Below are 21,942 nucleotides of genomic sequence, written 5' to 3'. Positions count from 1 at the left end.
GAAAATATGGTCACGCGTCGGAACTCCGACGCTCCATTTTCTGGCTAATCACAGTTGAGACACCGTCTCCGCGCATGGTTACACCGTACAAGGCATCCGCGACTTCCATCGTCTTCTTCTGGTGCGTGATCACGATCAACTGCGATGATTCCCGAAGCTCTTCGAAGATCGTAATGAGTCGTCCCAGATTTACGTCATCGAGCGCGGCTTCCACCTCGTCCATGACATAAAAAGGCGAAGGACGCGCCTTGAAGATGGCCACCAGCAATGCCACTGCGGTTAGTGATCGTTCACCGCCGGATAGCAGCGACAGCCGCTTGATCTTCTTGCCGGCCGGGCGCGCCTCAACCTCGATGCCGGTAGTGAGCATGTTTTCCGGATCGGTGAGGACCAGCTGCCCTTCTCCCCCGGGGAATAACCGGTCGAAGATGCGCCTGAACTGCACCGCGGTGTCGTTGTAGGCCTCGGTGAAGACACGCTCCACGTGGGAATCCACGTCCTTGATGATCTGTTGCAGGTCCCCTCGCGACTTCTTCAGGTCCTCAAGCTGGCCGGCCAGGAATTTGTGCCGCTCCTCCAGGGCCGCGAATTCTTCCAGAGCCAATGGGTTGACCTTGCCCAGCGCCGCAAGATCGCGCTCGGCCTTCTTGAGACGTTTTTCCTGTTCCACGCGGTCGAAAGGTTTCGTGCCCACGACATTGCCGTCCTCGTCAACGTTGACACGAAGTTCGGCCCACTTGTCATCAGGGTCGGCAGCTTCGGGGATCAGTTGATCCGGGCCGAAATTCGCGATCAAGTGATCCGGTGTATACCCCAGCTCTTCAAGAGATTTCGTTTCAAGGTTCTCGATTTTGATGCGCAGCTCGGCGCGGAGTATTTCGTCCCGATGCACAGCATCGGCCAGTCGGCCGAGTTCAGCGGAAAGCTGCTCAGCCTCGGTTCTGTTGCTGCCCAATAGCTCTTCAAGTTCAGATTTCTTGACCGAGAGTTCATCACGTTCCTGGCCGGCCATTGTCAACGACAATTCAATGAATCGAAGCACTCGTTCGGACGCGCGTTCCACGCGCTGGGCCTTCGCTGCTTGGGCTTTACGTTCGGTGGCGCGCTGCAGTGCCACCTCCCGATGGGTACGCTCGGCAGCCGCGGTGCGGCGCAAGCCGTCGACTCGGGAGCGCAACGCGTTAACTCGCTCTTCGCTGCTCCTGAGCGCGAGCCTGGCTTCAAGTTCTTGCTGTCTGGCGGCCGCCGCGGCATCCGCCAAGGCAGCGCGGGCGGCATCGTCAACAGGTTCCTCCTCCGAATCCGTCGAAGCCATCTCCATGCGCTCGCTGATTTCCTCGTAGGATTCTTGTTCGATTTCGAGTTTTTCAACGGCCGCGTCCAGCCTTGATTCCAAGGACTCCTTCTCGGATTGCGCCGAACGGAGCTTATGCCCCAGACGGGCCAGGTAATTGGACAACTCGTCGATTGCAGCGTCTGATTCAGCCAGCTGGCTCAACGCATCGTTCCTTGCCTGCTGCGCGTCGGACAGCACCGGAGCGCGCTGCGCCACTTGTGCTTCCAGCTGTTTTTGCTCCTCCTGTGCTTGGGTTAGCTCAGCTGACGTTTGCTCGACCAAGGCCTGCTGGGCGATCAACGATGCTCCAGCCGAGTCTCCAATGGAGCTGTGGAGCCCTGCAAAAGATACGCCGTCAAGCGTGGTGATCTTGGCTTCCGGATGCGCCGCGAGTATCTGCTCGACGGATCCGAGATCGGGGACAACATAGTGATCGGCAAAGATGTTGTCCAAGAGATTTGAGAACTTCTCGGTTGAACTCACGATGTCCCGTGCCGTAATGGCCAGCTCACCAAGATCAGGGGTGGACACCTTCGGGACATCGGCATGGACGAAGGACGCACTGGCGGAATCTTCCTGTGACAATTGCCGGATCAAGGCAATTGCGTCAGCTGCGCTTTCAGTCACCAGGTGCTCCGCCGTGTCGCGCAGGATGGCGGCTACAGCTTGTTCATAGCCTTCATTGACGGCCAGTAGCTCCCCGAGCCGGCCGGCGAGGACGTCCGGCGAACCTTCGAGCAAATGTGCGGATTGGTCATCCGGTTTCGCGTTGAGTTTCAAGGCCTCCAATCGCGCACGAAGACCGGAAATCCGGACCGACAGTTCGCGTTCTCGCTGGGTATCCCGGCCCTGCTGTTCTGACAGACGGGTGAAGACTGCTTCGGCATTTTCGAAGACGTCGTTCAGCTGACGCTCGTCAAGGAGCCGTTCTTCCAGTTCAGCGTTCACCGTTTCGTGTGAGCGCGCATCAGCAGCAAGATCGGCATCGAATGATTGGACGGTGTCTTGCAGACGGGAAATTTCCGCGCGTGTCACGTCAACGCGGCTGCGTGCCGACGCCACCTGCGATGCAAGGCGGGACATCCCCTCGCGGCGATCCGCCGCTGCGCGCAGCATGGCAGCCATGCGCTGCTGTTCTACGCGCGACTGTTCTTCGGCGTGTTCCTTGGCTTCGATGGCTTCGGCGAGGATTTCGTGGCGGTCTTCGACGGCTTCAACGAGTTCTTCGAGTTCCTCGTTCAGACGCTCGGCTTGAGCTTCCAAACGTTCTGGATCACGGCTGGAATCAAAATGTGTCTGATTACTTTCGAGCAGTTTCCCCCGTTCACGTGCCAACGCGGTGAGCGAGCGAAAACGCTCAGCTTGCGTGGTAAGCGCAACCCAGGTTCCTTGCATCTTTTCGAGCCTGGGGGTGAGAATCTCGGCACGCTCGGAAAGCTCTGCCACCTGACGGCGGACGCGTTCCAGCCGGGAGGCGACGTCCTGTTGCTGCGCCTGGATCTTGGATTCGTCGTTGATGTCCTGGGCCAGCTTGTTGTTCAGCGACACAAGATCATCGGCCAGCAGGCGTGCCCTTGCATCACGTACGTCCAATTGCACCGTCTGCGCTCTGCGGGCAATCTTTGCCTGGCGGCCCAAGGGTGCCAGCTGGCGGCGGACTTCGGAGTTCAGGTCCTCCAGCCGGTCCAAATTGCCTTGCATCGCCTGCAGCTTGCGCAGCGTTTTTTCCTTGCGCCGCCGGTGCTTGAGCACCCCGGCGGCTTCCTCGATGAAGCCACGCCGGTCTTCGGCGGTGGCATGGAGAATTCTGTCCAGCTGGCCTTGTCCGACGATGACATGCATTTCACGGCCCAGCCCCGAGTCGGACAGCAGTTCTTGGATGTCCAGTAATCTGCACGAATTTCCGTTGATTGCATATTCGGAGCCGCCTGCACGGAACAGGGTTCGCGAAATGGTCACTTCGGCGTAGTCAATGGGAAGCTGTCCATCGGTATTGTCGATGGTGAGTGAGACATGGGCACGTCCCAGCGGCGGACGCCCTGACGTTCCGGCAAAGATGACATCTTCCATCTTGCCGCCGCGCAACGTTTTGGCCCCCTGCTCCCCCATAACCCAGGACAGGGCATCAACGACATTGGATTTGCCCGAACCGTTGGGTCCGACAACAGCCGTAACGCCCGGCTCGAACTCAAAAGTGGTCGCCGAAGCAAAAGACTTGAATCCGCGAACGGTAAGAGTCTTCAGATGCACAGCGTGAAATTCCTAAGTTCGGCCCGATATCGATAGTGTTAGTCATGGACGCGCAGACCATGTTCTCCGAGATGATTCTATCGAAACGACTCAGTGAAAACCGGTTTCTGCTCGCCCTTGAGCTCAGCAAAAACGAGGGGTAGATCATTTCGTGGACGTCTTATCAGAGATCGAAAACTGGCCGGTGGACAACGCAGTGTCTGTTGTCATCGATGGGCGGGGAGCAATTGCTGGCCAGCACGGCGACCTTGACAAGGTCTATGCCTTGGCTTCGGTCACCAAGTTGCTCAGCACCTATGCGTTCCTGATTGCCTTGGAAGAAGGAGCGATCAACCTGGAAGATCCTGCCGGGCCTGAAGGATCTACCGTCCACCACTTGCTGGCTCATACCGCCGGGTACGACTTCGATTCAGATGTCATCCGTTTCGCGGTGGGCGCCAAACGCGGGTACTCTAACTACGGTTTCGAAAAATTGGCCGAACACCTGCAGCAGGAAACAGAAATCAACTTTGCCGACTACGCGCAGGAGGCGGTTTTCGCTCCGCTCGGCATGAATTCCACCAAAATCGCGGGAAGCTGCGCAAAGGATGGTCGGTCCAGCGCGGCGGATCTTGCTAAGTTCGCGGCCGAGCTCCTGAACCCGACACTCGTTTCTCCGGAGACCCTGTCCGATGCAACCCGGGTCCATTTTGAGGGCTTGGCTGGCATCCTGCCCGGGTATGGACGGCAGAACCCGAATGACTGGGGTTTGGGATTCGAGCTTCGTTCTTCGAAGAATCCGCACTGGACCGGAGCGTCGCATCCTTCCCAGACCTTTGGGCATTTCGGCCAATCGGGAACGTTCCTCTGGGTGGATCCCGTAGACCGTCTGGCCTGCGTGACCCTCACAGACCGCAATTTCGGACCGTGGGCGGCGGATGCGTGGGCAGGCTATAACGAGCGTGTGCTCAAGGCCTACGCAGCCTAAAACTTATCTGGGGATTCGCCGCGGCCGCGGTTGGCATACAGGGCAGCTGTAAGAGGACCGCCCCATGAAGGGGTCGCGGCGGATCAAGGACTGGCGTCCTTCCTCTAGGCATCGAAGGCATGGTTCCCCTTCTCTCCCATAGGCATTCAGGGATCGGGAGAAGTAGCCGCTGGCGCCGTTGACGTTGACGTAGAGCGAGTCGAAGCTCGTCCCGCCAGCTTCCAGCGCACGGGTCATCACGTCAATCAGCGCCTCATTCAGAAGCGTTACCTCGAAGCGGCGGATGGTGGCAGTGTTTCGCAGGCCGGAAAGCCCGGCGGCCCAGAGCGCCTCGTCGGCATAGATGTTTCCAACGCCCGAGATGACTTCTTGGTCAAGGATTGCGCGTTTGAGCTGAGTCGTCTTTTTGCGCAGGGAGGTATAGAGATCTTCCGCGCTTCGCACCGGATCCAGTACGTCTCGCGCAATATGGGCGGCGGCCTGCGGGATGAATTTGCTCATGCTGCCCGCACCGCCAGGGCCGCCATCAGAGGTTGCTGCTAGCGGCGAAAGGAACATGCCGCCGAATATCCTCTGGTCGACGAATCGCAGCTCGGCGGGCGCGTCAGGCATGTCGCTGAGAGTCAGTCTAACCTTGAGGTGCTTTTCGTCGGGAGCTGCAGGCTCTTCGACGAGAAGCTGCCCGCTCATCCCGAGATGGGCCATCAAAGCAGCTGGCTCCGGGAGTCCGTCAAGCTCCATCCACAGGAATTTTCCACGTCGGGCGACGGTACTTACTGTGCAACCAGTCAGGGAATGTTCGAAATCGAGTGGGCCGTCGTGGTGCCGGCGGACCGAACGTGGGTCCAGGACCTGCACCGATTCAATTCGGCGGCCCCGAACCCACTTGTCCAGTCCGACACGGACTACTTCAACTTCAGGTAATTCCGGCAATGAAACCGACCCTAGCTTCGGGGAATCTGTTCGCCAGGGTGCAGTTGCAGCCAGGAGTTGCGAGCAGCTTCCTGCTCCGCTTCCTTCTTCGACGGGCCGTGGCCGCTGCCATAAGGCTCGTCAGAGATTACAAGCGTTGCTTCATAGGTACGTGCATGGTCAGGACCGGATCCGGTCACTTGATAGCGCATCTCACCAAGTTTCTTGGCTGCGACTTCTTCCTGGATGACAGTTTTCCAGTCAGTCGCCGCGCCAAGAAGGCGAACGTCTTCCAGCAAGGGCGTCACGAACCGAAGGACCAACGCACGAGCTGCATCCATTCCCTGATCCAGATACGTGGCGCCGATCAAGGCTTCCATGGTGTCTGCAAGGATTGAAGCCTTATTGGCACCGTTGGATTGAGCTTCACCGCGTCCGAGGAAGATGTGCTCCCCTACTCCGAGGTCCCGGGCAATGATGGCCAAGGCACGGGTGCTGACGATTGCGGCACGGCGCTTGGCCAGGTCGCCTTCGGGAAGGTCCGGATACTTCTTGTAGAGGTATTCGGCAACCGAAAAACCGAGGATGGAGTCGCCAAGAAATTCGACGCGTTCGTTGGTTGGTATTCCACCGTTCTCGTACGAATACGAACGATGGGTCAGGGCAAGACGAAGCGTCTCGGAATCGATGTCGATTCCGAGACGCTTCATCAGTTCTTCTTTTGAAGACATGTCTTAGACGTCTGCGACCTTGCGACCCTTGTACTCAAGGAACAGCTCGGTACCGGCCGAGTCGGTGACAACCTTTGCCTGGTGAGGCAGGCTGTAAGTTACGCGACCGTTTTCAACGGTCTTAACCAGGTTAGGCGCGGTAGCCTTCCACTGAGAACGGCGTGCACGAGTATTCGCACGGGACATCTTCCGCTTTGGAACAGCCACGACTACTTCTCTTCTCTCTTGTCTGACGTATTATCGGGTGCCACATCTTCTGCGGCAATGTCGGCCAGCTGCGCAAGCGCTGCCCAACGCGGGTCCAGTACCTCATGGTGATGTTCGGGTTCATCATTGAGATTCACTCCGCATTCACTGCAGAGACCCAAACAATCCTCCCGGCAAACCGGCTGGAATGGCAGTGCGGTCCCAATTGCGCTCCGCACTACCGGGTCGATGTCAATCAAGTCACCAACGACCCAGTACTGATCCACTTCATCATCGTCTTCGAATTCTTCGCTGCCTTCATAGTAGAAGAGCTCTTGAATATCAGCCGCGAAATCGTACTTGATGGGCTCCAGGCAACGTCCACATTCCCCCGCAATCTGTGCGGTAGCGGTACCCGATACCAGAATCCCCTCATGTACGGCTTCAAGGCGAAGATCTAAGTCGAGCTCAGATCCTCCACGAATACCGATGAGTGCATTTCCCACATCCGTGGGTGCCGGAACCTGCTCGCTAAGAATTTTCATCGAGCCAGGCGAACGGCCGAGCTCCTTGGCTGATAGAACCAAAGGCGAGTTGCGATCGACTTCGCCATGTGACGATCGATCAGAACGCTTATCGCTAATGATGACTCCTATAGAACATAGTCCGACATCTCATCTTAACCCACGGGCGCATCTCTAACCAAACCAGCGTCCGATGCAAGGCCTTATTTCGGTACGTATGCGATGATTCTCACCACGTGGGGATCCTCGCGCTCGAAAGGCGAAAGTCCAGTACCTTCTTCGTGATGGGACACCTCAAGGCCGAGGTCCTTCAAACGCCGAATGAAGTCCTGAGTCTCGATAAAACGGCGGAAGGAGCGGAAACGCGCCTTCTTCAGGTGCTCATCTTCGGTCGTGCGGTGCTCGAAAGCCAGCAGGTCCCCAGGGCGCAGGGCCGCGCTCAGGGACACGAGCAAAGTTTCCTGTTCGGCTTGTGTCAGGCCGTTGAGCAGGAAGCGGGCGTAGAACAGCCGGGGTGCGTCAGCTGCATCTTCAGCAGCGAGCCTGGCCAGTAACCCGTCGTCCAGCAAGTCATCATGCCGTACGGTAATTGCGGGGTTATCAGAGGCAAGCTCGCGTGCGGCCGCCACAGCGTAGGTACCGCGCTCAATGCCGGTGACTCGGTCCGCGAGGGTGGACAGGGTGCCCAGATCGCGCCCATTGCCGCAACCCAAATCATATGCAACGGCCAGTCGGGGCAGCATCGCAGTGCTGGCTAGCCAGCCAACGAATGAGGAAGGCTCGGTGGTCTCGGGCCGTGAATACAGGTCGTCCATCGCGATGCGAGTGCGCTGGGAGTAGTCAAGCAGCGGCTGCGGGTCGCGGCTACGGCGGCGCTCGCTCCATTTGAACCCCGGGTCCGGGATCCGCCAGTCCTGCCCGTAGATGTGCTCAACTACGAGCTCGGGCCGGGCCGGAACTCCTACTGGGTAGCCACTTAGCTGTCCGGCACCTACGGGCAAGAACTCGCTGACGGGCACATCCTCCGTGCCCACGCGCCCGAACGGGAAGCCGACGTTGCCGTCCGGCCTAATGAACAAGTGCGCGATATCCACCATGACCTTCGAACCGGTCAGCCGGCGCACCGAGATGCAAGAAGCCTTGGGCGTGACAGAGTACCCCGCCGCAATCAGCGCTTCCCCGAGAGAGGCGAACTCTGCCGCCACATCCGCTGCGCTGTCCTTTGCGCTCAAATAGGCGCAGTCCATGTCCTTGTCATGCGGAATGAATCCATTGTCGCGCACGTAACCCAGCAGAGTGCCGCTGAAGACGAATGAGGACGAGCCGGTCACTTCGCGGATCACCTTATCCACTTCCGCATACAGGGTCATTACCCCGTCTTGCCACGCGTGGTCCTGGTCCTTGGTCAGCTTCCCGGCGATGATCCGTCCGCGCTTGTCGAAATGCTGCCCTGAAGCGAAGCGAAGGCGCAGCTGCTCAAGATCCTCCTTGCCATTGCTCCGAGGATGGAAGAACAAGCTGCCATCGGGAAGAGGCAAGGTCTCATCTCCGTAGCGAACGGAGATCTGGTCTTCCTTGCTGGCGAAACGCCAGACATCGTACATCCCGATGCTGAAGCCGAGGGGGCCGTCGCCCTGAATGGAGATCGGCCTTTCTACCACTGGCATGTCGTTGATGAGCAGTGTCGCTGCCCCAGGCTTTTCTGGATCGATCGGAGTAAAAATTGTGCCGCGTATGGATTCCTTATCCCACGCGTCAATCTTGCCTACGCGCGATTTCTTGGCCTTATCCGAAAACCATTTGAGAATGTTGCCCATTAGTTTGCCCTTGCAGCTCTGTAGGCACTAAGCCTCATCGTTCGTGTCCAATCCATCCACTCTACTTCTCGAAATCCGACTTCACGGGGAAATAGGACTCGAGGAATTCGGTGACGAATTCGTCGTCAATAGGTGTTGCTCCGGCCACCGGCGCATCGTTGATGCAGAAGGTGTCGCGATCGCGCAATCTGAGTGTGTTCTCCATGGTCAGACGGTACTTGTCATCAAGGATATTGATGTAGTGGTACCGCAGGCGCGTAGGAATTGCCCGTCCGATGATCTGTGCATAGTAGTGATGCAACTGATCGGCCACGATGTCCCGATGGTCACGGAAAGGGCTTGCCCAGGTCTGCTCATACTCGCTCTTGAACTCCGCTTCCATTTCGAAATGCACGGATTTCAGCTGCGGATGTGGGGTGTGCTTGATGGCGCGCGATACGGTCACGCCAAAGCGTTCTTTCAGCAGCCGACGGATGTTACGAGTCAGGTTGAAGTGCGGTTCGTCCAGCAAAGTCGCCTCTCCGAAGGGTCGGCGGTTATTTGATGGAGATACCTTGGCTATGCCCGTGGGGGTGAAGAACCGCTCCGGCCCCAGATCGCGTCCGAAGAAAACATCATCGTTGATGTAGACGTAGTGCTCGCTCAGTCCAGGAATATGGTGCAGGCGAGAGATGATCGAGTTGCTGTTGAATGTCGGAAGGCAATCGCCCTCCGGGTAGATGTCCTTGTGGTCAACAATCTTAATCCGAGGATCGCTGGTGTCCAGCCAGACTGGTACCTGTCCGGCCGTCACGATAAAGATCTTGCGGAACCACGGTGCAAACATCTGCAGGGAACGCAACGAGTACTTCAGTTCATCTCGGGAGCGGAACCTCGCCTCGTGGTTGGCCTCCTCGTGGTACTCGGCGCCCGATAGGTCGGCCTCGCGCCGGCGCTTGGAGTTGATCCAGTTCGGATCATCCCCATCAACCCACGTGTAGACCGCGTCGATTGGGAAGGTAATGTCATCGACCATGCGTTCGGTCAGCACAACAGGGGTTGGTACGTTTCCAAATACGGTCTCGACCTGCACCAGCTCAACATCTGCCACCGAGAGCAGACGCGCGGCGCGGTTCTCCCGTGGAGCGATAACTTGCCCGGCTTCCTCGCCCTGCCCGAATTCCCAGAACTCTATCCGGCAGCCGCGCTCTGCGCCGTAGGCCAGAGTTGAGTTTCTGAAACGTTGCGGGGTGAAGACACTGAACACGTCCTCGTCATCCCATAGTCGCTCGCTGCTCAGCGAGCTGGCCGGCAGAACTGTTCCATGTGTCCCGGATCGCACATACAGTGGTTCACCGGAATCAATTTGGGACAGAGCCCTGCGTACCTGGGCGCGATCTGCGGCGCTCACGGCGATGAACGCGGCTTGGTAGTTACCGGTGCCCAGATACCACCAGGAGATTCCTGCCGCTTCTAGGGCGTTTGTTACCAGCTGGAAGTTGCTGCTAGCCCGGTCAGCCGGCATTTCCTGGCCACCGAGCTTCCAGGTCAGGCCATTCGCCTGCACGACATCGCAGGAGAATTCAGCACGGCGGTCTCGTTTCAGTTCCAGCAGCGCGCGCTGGCGAACCCGCGTTAGCTTCTTTTGCGTACGGAGCCCTGTGCTGCGGACCTTACGGTACGCAGACATTGGCATGAGGCGCTTTAGCGTGTCTTTGGCTTTAAACGCCACTGAACTCGGTGATCCGTTGTTCACTTTTTCTCCTAGCTTCCGAGGATTCTTTCGGTCGCTGTCAACTGAAAGATCTCATTGATTTTCCAGTAGGACCGAGCAAGCTCACCTGCATCGCGGAACAGATCCACTGTTGTACCTTCTGATCGCCTACGACGCGAACGCCGTGGACGTAACCTCGATCCCAGTGAATTCATCAGTGAGCAATCTATAGGCATACAGGTCGCCTTCTGGCTTCAAATTTGATTGCAGGTTGATACTAGAAAGCCAATCCAGATTCCGCCCAGTACTCAACTGACCAACCGATCGATTCACCCTTTCGATCGTTCAATCCTACCAAGTCCGGGTATCTCAACGTTTGGGCTCGATTGTCTTCACGTACATGTGGCCGAACTGGAAATCCAGTCCGGCAAGGCGTCAGCCGCTGGCATTAACTAGGATAGCGTCAACAATTCGCCCATGCATGAGCGCCGCGGTGCAATACTCAAGACTAAATGACTGCGACCCACTACTATAGCTCAAGTAATAAAAGCGATGCCACTGAGTTGCCATGGTGTTGTGAGACACGCGTTCGTAGGAGAATGAGTGCATGTCCAAACGTCAGAAGTTCACCCCGGAGTTCCGCGCCGAAGCAGTCGAACTAGTGATCTCCTCCCAGAAGAGCCTGGTCGAGGTCGCAGCCTCTCTAGGCATCAACGAAGGGACCCTGGGCAACTGGGTCCGCGCTTACCGCACCGAGCACCCCGAAGCGGAAACCGAGGAACGCGGACCAGTGGAATGGGCCCAATACGAAAAGCTGCGCAAGGAACTGCTGGAGGTGAAACGGGAGAACGACTTTTTAAAAGATGTCAGCGCCTATTTCGCCTCGAACAGCAAGAAATAAGCGCAATCTTCACCTTCATCAAAGCCCATACCGGCCAGTACCCGGTGAACTGGATGTGCCAGAAACTGCAGGTATCCAGGGCATCCTATTACAGGTGGCTGAACCCTTGCGAGGAGCTGAGCGAGGCCAAAGCACTGCGCATGCGCCGCACCGAACTGGTCCATACCGAGTTCGAAGCATCCAACCAGGTTGCTGGGGCCGGCCAATTGGTGGACCTGCTCCGCAACAACCAGAACATACAGATCCCGAAGTCCACGGTGCTCTCGATCATGAAAGACCTGGGAATCCAGGCCAAGCGGATGAGCGCGTTCAAGACCACGACAGTACGTGACCACCAGGCCCGGACGGCGCATATCAAGAACCACATGGTCGATAAGCTCGGCCGGCGCGACTTCCGGTCTTGCCGTCCTAGGGCGAAACTGGTTGGCGATATCACCTACCTGCGCACCGGCGAAGGCTGGTTGTATTTAGCGACGGTCATCGATTTGTATTCGCGTCAGATCGTGGGCTGGTCAATGGGCGAGAACATGCAAACTCAGCTGGTTATTGACGCGATGGAGCTTGCCGCGTCGCGGGGCTTTATCCAGCCTGGCAGCGTGTTCCACTCGGACCGGGGCACGCAGTACACCTCGAACGCGTTCCAGGCATGGTGCGCTGCCCACCGCGTGCGGCAGTCGATGGGGCGCACCGGGGTGTGCTGGGATAATTCCATCGCCGAGTTAACCTTCTCGACGATCAAGAACGAAATGTACCATCACCGAGCGTTCACCAGCAGGGTGGCAGCGCGGACCGCGGTGATGGAATACATCGAGGTTTGGCACAACCGGAAACGACCGCATGCAGCTAATGGAGGGCTTAGCCCCCAGGCAGTTCTGGACTCGTACCAGGAAAGACATTCTTTAGCTTTGGCGGCTTGAGAATATTTAGAAAAGATCAAAGATCGTGTCTCAAGAACTTGACCAGCTCACACACTCAACAGCCAGAAGAACTGGCCGAATGGCTAGGGCCAGCATGAGTGGTGTGACACCCCTGAGATGTTGGCACTTAGTATTACGAGCTGATCTGGGATCCCAATATCATCTCTAACCTAAGCAGACATTGATGCCCACGGGTGTGCGCTGTCATGAAGCTCACCCGAATCATCGGTCGACGCTGAGTTCCTAGAAACTAATATCTGCAGTCCTTGACCGAGCCGTCAACATGATCTGACAGCATTCCAAGTACCACCTACAATTGAACACTGTGAACTCGAATCCTGATCTCATCCATACCACGCATGACCAGGCTGCCGGCCCTAATTCTGTCGGCATAGCCCCGAAAGTTTCAGTCGTCTCCGCAATTTATAACGTACAAGACTACCTCGAAGATTTTCTGACCTCCATAAACAACCAAGAATCAGCGGATCAGATCGAAGTCATACTTGTTCTCGATGGTTCTACAGATGACTCCGAAAAGATGATCCGCGAATGGTCAGCAAGTACATCCATTGTTCACAAGATTCTTGTCAAACCTAACGGGGGCCAAGCCTCAGCGAGAAACTTAGGGATTCGACACACCACGTCTGAATGGATAACTTTCTGCGATCCCGATGATTATCTCGCCGATGATTATTTCGCGAAGCTAATTTCATTCATGGCTGAAGACCTAAATGGAACAGCTTCTATGTACGCTACACGAATCGTTTCATTCGACGAAGCCACGGGGCAGATTTCACACGCACACCCGTTGGACAGGCGATTCAGAGACGGAAACAGATTCGTCAATCTGAATAGATCTCCCAATTTTTTCCATATGAGTGGAGCAACTGCAGTTGTTCGCCGTAGCGAATTGATACGGCTTGAGCATTACTTTAATGAGGAATTGACTTTTAGTTTCGAAGACGCACATTTCGTGTCCTCCTACCTGCTGAAGCAAGAAGATCCAATTATAGGAATTTGCGCAGAATCCTCCTATTTTTACCGGCGACGCGCTGCAGGTACCTCCTCGGTTCAGACCTCCGCGTTGAAACCCGAAAAGTATGGAAAGGTGCTTGAGGTCGGCCATCTTGATCTGCTGAATATTGCCAAGTCTATCCATGGCTCCGTACCCGAGTGGCTTCAGATGTTGCTGCTTTATGACATTTTCTGGTATTTCCGAGGCGACCGCAAAGTTGGGGCCCCATCGCGTAGATTGGAATTCGATGTTAAAGAAAAATTTCATGACTACATTGGCAAAGTCATGGAAAATATCTCCGTTTCGTCTGTCATGCAGTTTGACCTCATGCCCACAGACTTTGATCTCCGCGACGCACTAATTCTCGGCTACAAAGACAATAACGCAAGACCAGAAAAAGTCTATGTTGAGTCTATTGACGTAGATCGCCACATGACTTTGATACATTATGTTTTCTCGGGTGACCTGCCCCAGGAGAGAATTACCTATAAAGGATTATCAGTCACTCCCAAACATTCTAAAATACGGCCAATGAATTTCTTTGGCCGCACACTATTCTCTCATCGATACATTTGGATCCCAGCGCACGGAACATTCGATGTATCGATAGATGAGCGTAAACGAGAACTGGTACTCGGGAAACGTACCCGTTCGCATTACACCTTACGTCCTTACACAGTCAGCAAAGCATTGGCAGGAATTGACATAACCTCAAGAAAGGTTCCCCAGCCACGAGTCGTCACATCTGAATCTTCCGTTCCTCGATCCCTCAGGAAGAAGATTCAGGCAAAAATCCGCTTCTTCAGAAAACCTAAACCAGCCCCAAAAAGTCACGACGACCGACTATTAGAACTTTCAGATTCTCCAGCATATGCCGCCAAATTCGATAATTGCTGGATTTTTATGGACCGAATTTTCAGGGCTAATGATAATGCGGAACATCTGTACCGCCACGTGAAGCAAAATCACCCTAAAGTGAATTCCTGGTTTGTCCTAGATAAGGATTCAAGCGACTGGACTCGACTTGCTGAGGAAGGCTTTAGGCTCATAGCTCACGGAACTGACGAACATAAAATTGCACTACTGAATGCCCAAGTCTATGCCTCGTCGCATCTAGATAAGTTCGTAACGAACCCACTTGAAGGAAAACTCGCATCGAGAGGTAAGTGGAAGTTCGTCTTCCTTCAGCACGGAGTTACCGACCACGATTTGTCCTACTGGTTTAACGGAAAAAAAATCGATTTGCTGATCACAAGCACCGTGGATGAGTATAAATCGATTGTAGGCAATGACACAGCATACCGCTTTTCGAGTAAAGAAGTTGTTCTCACTGGTTTTCCTCGGCATGACGCGCTCCTCGTGCCTACTGGTAGCGCGAGAAAGAAGTGGATACTGATTTCGCCTACCTGGCGACAAAGCCTTGTGGGCCCCTCCGACGCACAAGGAAGACGCACACGCTTGGAAGGGTTTTCAGACTCGGACTACGCTAAATCGTGGTCAAGCTTCTTGAACAGTAAAGAACTACAAGATATCGCTACTGCAAATGATCTAAAAGTGGGACTTTTGCCCCATCCGTCGCTCGCGGACTATGTGGGCGACATGAATCTAAACAAAGATGTCGAGATCCTTGACTGGGACAGGCAGACCTTCGCAGAATACGTCCACGAGTCGGCTGTTTTAGTTACCGACTATTCGTCGACGGCATTCGAGGCGGCTTACGGTAAAGTTCCAGTGGTTTACTTCCAGTTTGACCAAGAAGCAATCAAAGCAGGATCCCACACATACGATGTAGGCTACTTTAATTTCGAAACCGACGGTTTCGGGCCCGTGACGACGGATACTGATTCCGCAGTTGACGCTACCATTGAGTGTGTCGTTGAAGGACTGAATTCTCTTTACCGGGCCAGGACTGAAGCAACATTTAGGTATTTGGATACTGCCAACTCTGAGCGAGTCTACCAAGAGATGAGAAAACTGATCCGCCCCGCGAAAAATAGGGAAGTCTTGGAGTTTTAAAATAACCAGCCAGCTCGGCACGTTGACAGGCTTGCCCCGGAACCAAATGGTTCCGGGGCAAACTCGTATTTACCTCAAACTTGTGAGGCTCGGCACGCATGCGAAGAAGGTCTTCATACCGTATACCGCTCTAACCAAGTCGTCACGTACGACTTTATACAATCTCAAAGGAAGAAGGCAATGGGAAGCGGGCTGCCAGGAAATTACGTACTAGTTCCGAACGATCGGGAGCGCCTTTGAGCGTCAGCACTTCATTGATGCAGAACATGTCCACATTCCTGTTTCGTGCAAGACGAAGGAAATCAAGAGGCGCAGCATGCGAGCCGATATCAATGTAGCTGTAGTTCACCGTGGTCGGGTAGCCCAACCCCAAACGCGCCGCGTACTGATGGGCGAGCGAGGACGGAATGGACAGGTCATCCGCGGAACGGAAGCGATTCCCTGCAATTTGCGCGATCCGGTTCGGCATCTCCCGCTGAAGTTCACGGTGGACTTCCAGCCTCTGCGGATGGGCCACGTGCTGGAATTTGCGTGAGGTGGTACGCCCGAAGCGCTCAACTATTACTTGCCTGTTGTTTGCCGCCGCTTTGTTAACCGGAAGTTCAGGGTCCTCCGCCTGTGAGAAGTGTGATCCCGTCATGCAGTACTTGGCTTGGCCTGCAGGACCGTAGAAGGTGTTGGGGTGCAGATAACGTCCGAAAAACACGTCGTCATTGACATAAATGAATTGCTCCGACAAGTTCGGTATATTTGCGAGCTGGGATTCAATCGCATGCGAATTGAACGTCGGCAAGGTGCTCTCGGGGTCCGTGAAGATATCGTGGTGGTCAATCAGCACCAAGTTCGGGTGTTCCTCTTTGAGCCATGCCGGACGCTGCCCTGCAGTAACCAGATAGATCTTGTTGATCCAGGGAAGGTTGAGCTCAAGCGATCGCAGTGAATATCGCAGTTCGTCACGTGATTCGAACCTAGCGCTATTGACTGCGCTATCACCGGTGTCTCGGCCAGATTCCGCGAGCGCACTGCGGTAGCTCTCGGCCCACTGCGGATCGTCCGCGTCGACCCATGTGTATACCGCATCAATGTTACCGTCGAAGTCCTGAGCGTCCAGCGGCAATTCGATTCGGCCCGGAAATACTTGCCAGATTGCACCGGCGCCGCGAAGATCCGCTATGCCTTCCGACTGGTTATCGCGGATGCTCACGCTCCAGACGGAGGTAGCCGCGTAAGAATGTTGTTGGTGCATCGACCGGACAGACATCCCTGCATCCCCGAAGGCTTCGAGTAAATGCGGCCAGCGGGCGGCATCTACGCACAGGGGAAGGGTACTGGACGCACGCGTGAACTCTATACCCAGCTGACGAGCAACCGCCATCGAGAGTTCCTCAGCAGACCGGCGCAAAGACATAACGGTGACTGGCTGCCGGCTACCTGCGCTCTTGAACATCCGGTCCAGAGCCTTGTCCACCAGCGGTTCGGGTACTACGCGCCCGATTCGTCCTCGCCATCCTGAGAGCATGACCCTCCCCTTTGCTACTCGTGATCGACTTCTTGCGACGCCTCCGGCGTTCCTTATGGTCTTAGCTCAATTCCTTGACGATCTGACTCAGCGTATCCAGAGTGCTCTTGAGCGACTCGACATGGCGTTCGTCGAATTCGCTGAGCACTCGCTTCATCTCAGTCGTAGAAATGCCAGCGGTGCGGGGCAGGTACACGACTTCAACTTCGTCCCCGAGATCGTCAAACTTTCCTTTCCAATCTTCACCGATCCCGAACACCTTCGCATCGTATTTCTTGATATCCAGGCGCTTCTGCTCCCAGTTTTCCTCTGGAATAGCGAGGTCGACATACTTGATCGACTCGACAATTTCACGGCGTTGCTCGAATGGAACTACCGGCTTCTTGCCCTTGATCGCGTTGAATTCGTCCGTTGAGACGCCAACGATCAGCCGGTCGCCCTTCTCACGTAGCCGCTTGAGTATATTCAAGTGGCCAATGTGGAAAAGATCAAAAGTACCGTAAGTTAGTACGGTTTTCGTCATGTTTACCTCCAAGTCACGTTCAACGTGCATAGTGATTCAATGAGCAGTCTCGAATGCTCTCGTTTAGAGAACGGGCGGGCGCCCGGCCAATGACATTCGGATGATGGTACGCCAAGAGATTTTAGGCCGTGGTTCCAAGTACCATGGGCTTCCCTTCCAACCGGCCGTCCATCCTAAGAGATATTGTTTCACGCCGCTTTTGTTTTTCCGCAATCTCAGGCATTCGATGAGCATCCATGAAAGGGGATAAATCCACACAAACGGGACAGGAAGATTTCGCCGAGCCAGCCACACTCTGTTTCGTGCATTAAGCCGGTAAAACTCATCGTGCCTACGCGGATCCACGATCGGATGCCCAATTCTCATGTCACCGGCATACCAAACGTATGTACCGGTGTCCCAAACCCGCCAAGCAAGCTCGATCCCTTCATGCGCGTACCAAAAACCGCCCGCCCAGCCTCCGGTCTCGTCGAACAATTTTCGTTTCGTCACCAAGCACGTTTCCCCGACGTGAAAAACCTTGCTCGGCTCAACGGCCGTTCGTTTATTGAGGCGAGGAATCCACCGTGTCGGGTTTTGATCCTCATGTTCCGGATCGGTTATTCGCGGCTGCAGCAATCCCAATTTCGGGTACTTTTCGAATCTGCGAACGGCATTGATTAGGAACTCATTGTCCAAGAACCACGAATCATCGTCCAGGAAACATAAGAATTCACCCGAGACCTGAGTGACACCAGCGTTTCGTCCAGCTGGGATACCTAAGTTTTCCGGTAAATGGTGAGTTTTAACCGTCTCTGGAATCCCGGTGGGATCCCAGCCATTGCCAACAACAACAGCGTCGATCGATACGTGTTCTTGGGCAAGGAGAGAATCCAGTGCACGACGCAGTTCAGCAGGTCGATTTCCCATTGTAAGAACCACGACACCAATGGAGGGCAGGGTTGTAGTCTCCATGCCGGGAAACCTTCCGTTTGAGCTGTTTGATGATTCCATGTCTATGCTTTGAGCCTCGATGAAGCCATATTGGAAAGAAAATGACCGATATTCACGAGTATGCAAGCCGGCAGCAGGATCCAGATCATCCACTTCTCAGCGCTGCCAGGTGAACCCAGCGCAGCAGAAATGATGGAGCACAGGAGAATAATCAGGCTGAGCTCAACTGCATGCAGGAGTTTGTGGAATGGCAGGAAGCGCGCCAGGGAACGCAGCCGGCCGATCACCGTGGTAGTCGGTACGGCACGGGCAGCAGCGGTATCCGGCAGCTTGCCCAGACCTGCCATGCCGCGCGCAGCATGGACCATTAATGACTGGGATCGGTTGAGCACCAAGAGAACCGACAAGCACGCGGCCATGAAAAGGGTTGGCCAGGCTTGGTCTGCACTTGCAGGATCGCCAGAAAGTTCATTGAATACGCGGAAGCCAAGTGCAATGGGAATCAGCGCTTCGGTCGTGTGGTGCCCGACCATGTCGATAAAGATTCCGCGCGGCGATTGCGACGCCCGCCAGCGGGCAACCTCGCCATCCGAGCAGTCGAAGTACAGCTGAATTTGCGAGAGTATGACCGCCAGCAAAGGGCCCCAGATCCCCGGAATCAGCAATGCCAGCGACATGCACCATCCAGCAAGGATCATCAGTCCGGTGACTCCGTTGGCGGTGATTCGCGTTCGAACCAATACTGCCGTCAGATAGATCGAGATATGGCGAAGGTAGAGTTCCGCTGTCCAGTGCTCAGCGTTCTTTCGAGCCCTAACTTCAGGGGGCTGGCACACTGCACGCAGTTGATCCAAGGTTGGATTTTTTGGACGTTCAACCATCATTTAACTCGTCCTCGGTCCAAGGTGCCGGCCGCTCCAAAGACTCGGCCCTTCACATAGCCTGCTGCCCAGGGCAAATGGATGCTTTTGAAGGCGACGGAAGCAAGAAGCTTTTCGCCGAGGTTCTCAGCATTGGAGGCAATGCCAGCGGCAACCGTGGCACCTGCGTAAACCATCGGTGCGGCCTGGAGCAGATTCAATCCTGCTCGGGCAGTCTTAGGCAGCTTTCCCTTGACGAACGGGGCAGCGAGCGTCGCTGCAAGACCTGCGGTGACGCCGAGGAGCAATAGTGGCGGCAAATCGTGACGCAGTGACTTGCCTTCAGGGTAGCGCCTGGCAATTTCGCCACGCCATGTGCCCGAAGCGTATGACTGGCGAATCAGCGCCTTGAAATTATCGCGTGGGTAGTAGCCGACCTTGAGCTCGGGATCGAACCAGACTTTATAACCTGCCTGGCGGATCCGCAGGCACAGTTCCCAGTCCTGGGCGCGCCACATTTCTTCGTTGTACAGGCCGACTTTATCGAAAACTTCGCGTCTGAAAATTCCGAGGTAAGCGGATTCAGCTTCGCCCTCGGGTGCGCCCGAGTGGTAGGCAGGGCCCCCGAATCCGAATTTCGAATGATAAGCGGCAGCAATCGCTCGCTGTATTGGCGTTTTGCCCTTGGCATCCATGAGTCCACCGACATCGTGAGCGCCGACGCGGAACAGGGTCTCGACTCCTCGACGGGTGTATTGGGGCGGAAGCTCGCTATGCGCATCAACCCTCATGATGATGGGTTGGGTTGACTTGCCGATGGCAAGATTCAGTGCGTTGGGAGTCCGGCCTTTGGGATTATCGACGAGGATAATACGGGAGTCTTCGGACGCCAGCTGTTCCGCAACCGCGTTGGTTGTATCGCTGCTTGGTCCCAATGCAAGAACTAGTTCCTTGTCCCCCTCGTATTCTTGCGAAAGGATCGATTGAACAGCCTCACGCAGATAATCGGCTTCGTTCAGTACCGGCATGACGTATGAGACGCCAGGATAGTCAGTCATCTGTCACTTACTTCTTGTGCTTTTGATACGCCTTGATGACCGTGTCCGGGTCGCCGTCCATCTTCTGGACACCCTTTTCAATCCAGATGCATCGGTTGCAAGTTTCTTTGATGGAATTCATGGAGTGCGATACTAGGAATACTGTTCCGGCGTTTTCTCGGATCTCACGGATCTTGGCTTCGCTGCGCTTGCGGAATTTGGCATCACCGACAGCCAATGCCTCATCGACAATCAGAATGTCATGCTGCTTGGACGCCGCAATTGCGAACTTCAAACGAGCGGCCATACCTGACGAGTAGGTGCGCATGGGCAGGTCAATGAACTCTTCGAGCTCGGCGAATTTCGTGATTTCCTCACGCATGGTTTCAACCTCTTGACGGTTGTAGCCGAGAGCCAAGCCGCCGAGGGTAATGTTCTTGTCGCCCGAAAGATCGGGAATCAGCGCCGCGCCAACGCCAAGCAGGCTCGGCCTCGAGCGGGCGTAGACGGCCCCTGAAGCAGGCGGTGTGAGCCCCGTGATAGCTCGCAACAAGGTCGACTTGCCGGATCCGTTAGAACCGATGATGCCGATCGATTCGTTCTCGTACGCGACGAAGGAGACACCCTTGAGTGCGTGGACGGTCCGAACTCCCCGCATCTTCGGCTGCAGCAATCGCCTCGCCCCTGCAGTGCCCACCGCCTTACCGCTCGAAAATACCTGGTATTTGACGTGGAGGTTGTCCACCATGACGACCGGCTGACGCGTTTCATCGATGGTGAGTGTGGAGGACTTGATATCTTCGGGCTTAACTACATCGATGAACGACGTGTCATCGGAGAAAATCGGAGCAGGTTCGTACTCCGGATGGAGCCCGGGATTGATTAAATCGTCAAAACTAATTGGCACGGCCGTAAAGCTCCTCAGCCTTCCAGAAGTAAATGAGTCCGAAACCGAGCGCCAGCAGCGCCCAGACGGAAACCACGATCCAAGCGAAAGGATCGTAGGTGGCATCGTTCATGATCATTGCCCGAGCGATTTGCAGCGTCTGATACAACGGGTGGAAGTCGAATATCTGCACCAGCCAGGGCCAGTGGTTCAAGATACGGTCGACACTGAAGAGTACGCCCGAGGTGTAGAACAGCATGCGGGTAATCAGCGGCAGGATCTGGGTGAAATCACGAATATGCACGGTGATTCGAGCGCAGATCAGGGCAATGCCCATGTTGAAAACACTGAAGATCATGAGTAACGGGATAATGACAAGCCAGGTCCACTTGGGTGTTGTGCCGAGGATTATCGCGTAGATGAACATGACTACGACCATGGGCATCAAGGTCAAGAGATTCTGAGTGACCTGAGCGACTGGCAACGTCAGTCTGGGGAAGGACAACGATTGGACCAGAGCTTGGTTACCGGTGATCGACTTCGCGCCGCCATTCATTGAGCTCGTGAAAAACTCGAAAAGGAAGACTCCGATAACGACGAAAACTGGAAAGTCAGGTCCTTTGCTATCTCCCTGCAGGACACCGAAAATAACGCCATACATGATGGCGTTCATAGTCGGCTTGAGTACAACCCAGATCATGCCCAAGCGATTCTGCTGGTTCTGCTTCTGAACACGAGCCTTGGCTAGCTCGTAGATGAACTCACGCCGTTCCCAGGTCTGCTTCAGGTAGCTGGCCAACGTTGGGCGGGCACCCACACGGTGCAAGCCAAACTTGTCGGCTTCCTCTGCCACTGTCATGTGTGAATTATCCTCATTGTCTTCGACCAACTTCTTCATGCTTTACAAGCACAGATGTTC

General features: G+C 55.3%; 17 protein-coding genes. 3 read left to right on the top strand and 14 right to left on the bottom strand.

What is annotated here, in order from left to right; genetic code table 11:
- Positions 1 to 10 precede the first annotated feature (10 nt).
- Entirely contained in the window at positions 11 to 3,586 is a 3,576-nt protein-coding gene (smc, locus tag ACTX90_RS07745) for a chromosome segregation protein SMC (RefSeq protein ID WP_443443749.1), read from the bottom strand.
- Positions 3,587 to 3,737: 151 nt separating this feature from the next.
- Between smc and ACTX90_RS07740 the strand changes: the two genes are divergently transcribed.
- Positions 3,738 to 4,553: a serine hydrolase domain-containing protein gene (locus tag ACTX90_RS07740; RefSeq protein WP_443443747.1), complete on the top strand. Its 816-nt coding sequence runs from the start codon at positions 3,738 to 3,740 to the stop codon at positions 4,551 to 4,553.
- A gap of 3 nt (positions 4,554 to 4,556) precedes the next feature.
- On the opposite strand, the gene mutM is transcribed toward ACTX90_RS07740, so the two are convergent.
- The 6 genes from mutM to ACTX90_RS07710 form a co-directional block, all read right to left on the bottom strand.
- On the bottom strand, positions 4,557 to 5,486 hold the full coding sequence (gene mutM / locus ACTX90_RS07735; RefSeq protein ID WP_053797953.1) for a bifunctional DNA-formamidopyrimidine glycosylase/DNA-(apurinic or apyrimidinic site) lyase: 930 nt from the start codon (positions 5,484 to 5,486) through the stop codon (positions 4,557 to 4,559).
- A gap of 11 nt (positions 5,487 to 5,497) precedes the next feature.
- Complete coding sequence (gene rnc, locus ACTX90_RS07730) at positions 5,498 to 6,196, bottom strand: ribonuclease III (RefSeq protein WP_053797952.1); 699 nt, start codon at positions 6,194 to 6,196, stop codon at positions 5,498 to 5,500.
- 3 nt (positions 6,197 to 6,199) lie between these two features.
- On the bottom strand, positions 6,200 to 6,403 hold the full coding sequence (gene rpmF, locus ACTX90_RS07725; protein WP_013348816.1) for a 50S ribosomal protein L32: 204 nt from the start codon (positions 6,401 to 6,403) through the stop codon (positions 6,200 to 6,202).
- A 2-nt stretch (positions 6,404 to 6,405) separates the two neighbouring features.
- On the bottom strand, positions 6,406 to 6,927 hold the full coding sequence (locus ACTX90_RS07720) for a YceD family protein (RefSeq protein WP_082344730.1): 522 nt from the start codon (positions 6,925 to 6,927) through the stop codon (positions 6,406 to 6,408).
- Positions 6,928 to 7,109: 182 nt separating this feature from the next.
- Positions 7,110 to 8,723: a LicD family protein gene (locus ACTX90_RS07715; RefSeq protein WP_053797950.1), complete on the bottom strand. Its 1,614-nt coding sequence runs from the start codon at positions 8,721 to 8,723 to the stop codon at positions 7,110 to 7,112.
- 61 nt (positions 8,724 to 8,784) lie between these two features.
- Positions 8,785 to 10,458, bottom strand: coding sequence for a stealth family protein (locus ACTX90_RS07710; RefSeq protein ID WP_443443744.1), 1,674 nt, complete (start codon positions 10,456 to 10,458; stop codon positions 8,785 to 8,787).
- 565 nt (positions 10,459 to 11,023) lie between these two features.
- On the opposite strand from ACTX90_RS07710, the gene ACTX90_RS07705 reads away from it, so the two are divergent.
- Positions 11,024 to 12,234, top strand: a protein-coding gene (locus ACTX90_RS07705; RefSeq protein WP_443443742.1) for an IS3 family transposase whose coding sequence is annotated in 2 segments (ribosomal slippage) — positions 11,024 to 11,270 and positions 11,270 to 12,234 — 1,212 coding nt in all. Because the reading frame shifts where the segments join, the coding sequence is not laid out codon by codon here.
- Positions 12,235 to 12,559: 325 nt separating this feature from the next.
- Positions 12,560 to 15,265 (top strand): bifunctional glycosyltransferase/CDP-glycerol:glycerophosphate glycerophosphotransferase, encoded by a 2,706-nt coding sequence (locus ACTX90_RS07700; RefSeq protein ID WP_443443740.1) that lies wholly within the window; start codon positions 12,560 to 12,562, stop codon positions 15,263 to 15,265.
- Positions 15,266 to 15,419: 154 nt separating this feature from the next.
- Here the strand turns inward: ACTX90_RS07700 and ACTX90_RS07695 are convergent, their stop codons facing one another.
- The 7 genes from ACTX90_RS07695 to ACTX90_RS07665 form a co-directional block, all read right to left on the bottom strand.
- Positions 15,420 to 16,784, bottom strand: coding sequence for a stealth family protein (locus ACTX90_RS07695; RefSeq protein WP_082344728.1), 1,365 nt, complete (start codon positions 16,782 to 16,784; stop codon positions 15,420 to 15,422).
- Between the two features lie 61 nt (positions 16,785 to 16,845).
- Positions 16,846 to 17,307, bottom strand: a complete 462-nt coding sequence (locus ACTX90_RS07690; protein ID WP_443443738.1) for an FAD synthase family protein — start codon at positions 17,305 to 17,307, stop codon at positions 16,846 to 16,848.
- A gap of 63 nt (positions 17,308 to 17,370) precedes the next feature.
- Positions 17,371 to 18,261 carry a glycosyltransferase family 2 protein gene (locus tag ACTX90_RS07685; protein ID WP_082344727.1) on the bottom strand — a complete coding sequence of 297 codons (891 nt, stop codon included), beginning with the start codon at positions 18,259 to 18,261 and terminating at the stop codon, positions 17,371 to 17,373.
- Between the two features lie 41 nt (positions 18,262 to 18,302).
- The gene (locus ACTX90_RS07680; RefSeq protein WP_053799391.1) at positions 18,303 to 19,121 is read right to left on the bottom strand and encodes a CDP-alcohol phosphatidyltransferase family protein; all 819 of its coding nucleotides are present in this window, start codon (positions 19,119 to 19,121) and stop codon (positions 18,303 to 18,305) included.
- A complete protein-coding gene (locus ACTX90_RS07675; RefSeq protein ID WP_053797945.1) occupies positions 19,121 to 20,158 on the bottom strand; it encodes a glycosyltransferase family 2 protein in 1,038 nt (345 codons plus the stop codon). The genes ACTX90_RS07680 and ACTX90_RS07675 overlap by 1 nt, the downstream gene beginning before the upstream one ends.
- A gap of 7 nt (positions 20,159 to 20,165) precedes the next feature.
- Entirely contained in the window at positions 20,166 to 20,885 is a 720-nt protein-coding gene (locus ACTX90_RS07670; protein ID WP_443444005.1) for an ABC transporter ATP-binding protein, read from the bottom strand.
- Positions 20,886 to 21,033: 148 nt separating this feature from the next.
- Complete coding sequence (locus ACTX90_RS07665; protein WP_443443735.1) at positions 21,034 to 21,921, bottom strand: ABC transporter permease; 888 nt, start codon at positions 21,919 to 21,921, stop codon at positions 21,034 to 21,036.
- Between the last annotated feature and the right edge of the window lie 21 nt (positions 21,922 to 21,942).

Origin of the sequence: Glutamicibacter soli (genome assembly GCF_052322135.1) — a bacterium.
Lineage (GTDB): Bacteria > Actinomycetota > Actinomycetes > Actinomycetales > Micrococcaceae > Glutamicibacter > Glutamicibacter soli.
Note: the sequence above shows the minus strand (reverse complement) of the source record. Positions and strands in the feature narration are given on the sequence as shown.

Excerpts from the sequence above, each read along its gene's own strand:
- ACTX90_RS07670 (WP_443444005.1), bottom strand. The coding sequence starts at position 20,885 with ATGGTGGACAACCTCCACGTCAAATACCAGGTATTTTCGAGCGGTAAG.
- ACTX90_RS07715 (WP_053797950.1), bottom strand. The coding sequence starts at position 8,723 with ATGGGCAACATTCTCAAATGGTTTTCGGATAAGGCCAAGAAATCGCGC.
- rnc (WP_053797952.1), bottom strand. The coding sequence starts at position 6,196 with ATGTCTTCAAAAGAAGAACTGATGAAGCGTCTCGGAATCGACATCGAT.
- ACTX90_RS07680 (WP_053799391.1), bottom strand. The coding sequence starts at position 19,121 with ATGGTTGAACGTCCAAAAAATCCAACCTTGGATCAACTGCGTGCAGTG.
- ACTX90_RS07695 (WP_082344728.1), bottom strand. The coding sequence starts at position 16,784 with ATGCTCTCAGGATGGCGAGGACGAATCGGGCGCGTAGTACCCGAACCG.
- ACTX90_RS07675 (WP_053797945.1), bottom strand. The coding sequence starts at position 20,158 with ATGACTGACTATCCTGGCGTCTCATACGTCATGCCGGTACTGAACGAA.
- ACTX90_RS07665 (WP_443443735.1), bottom strand. The coding sequence starts at position 21,921 with ATGAAGAAGTTGGTCGAAGACAATGAGGATAATTCACACATGACAGTG.
- ACTX90_RS07685 (WP_082344727.1), bottom strand. The coding sequence starts at position 18,261 with ATGGAGACTACAACCCTGCCCTCCATTGGTGTCGTGGTTCTTACAATG.
- ACTX90_RS07720 (WP_082344730.1), bottom strand. The coding sequence starts at position 6,927 with ATGAAAATTCTTAGCGAGCAGGTTCCGGCACCCACGGATGTGGGAAAT.
- ACTX90_RS07690 (WP_443443738.1), bottom strand. The coding sequence starts at position 17,307 with ATGACGAAAACCGTACTAACTTACGGTACTTTTGATCTTTTCCACATT.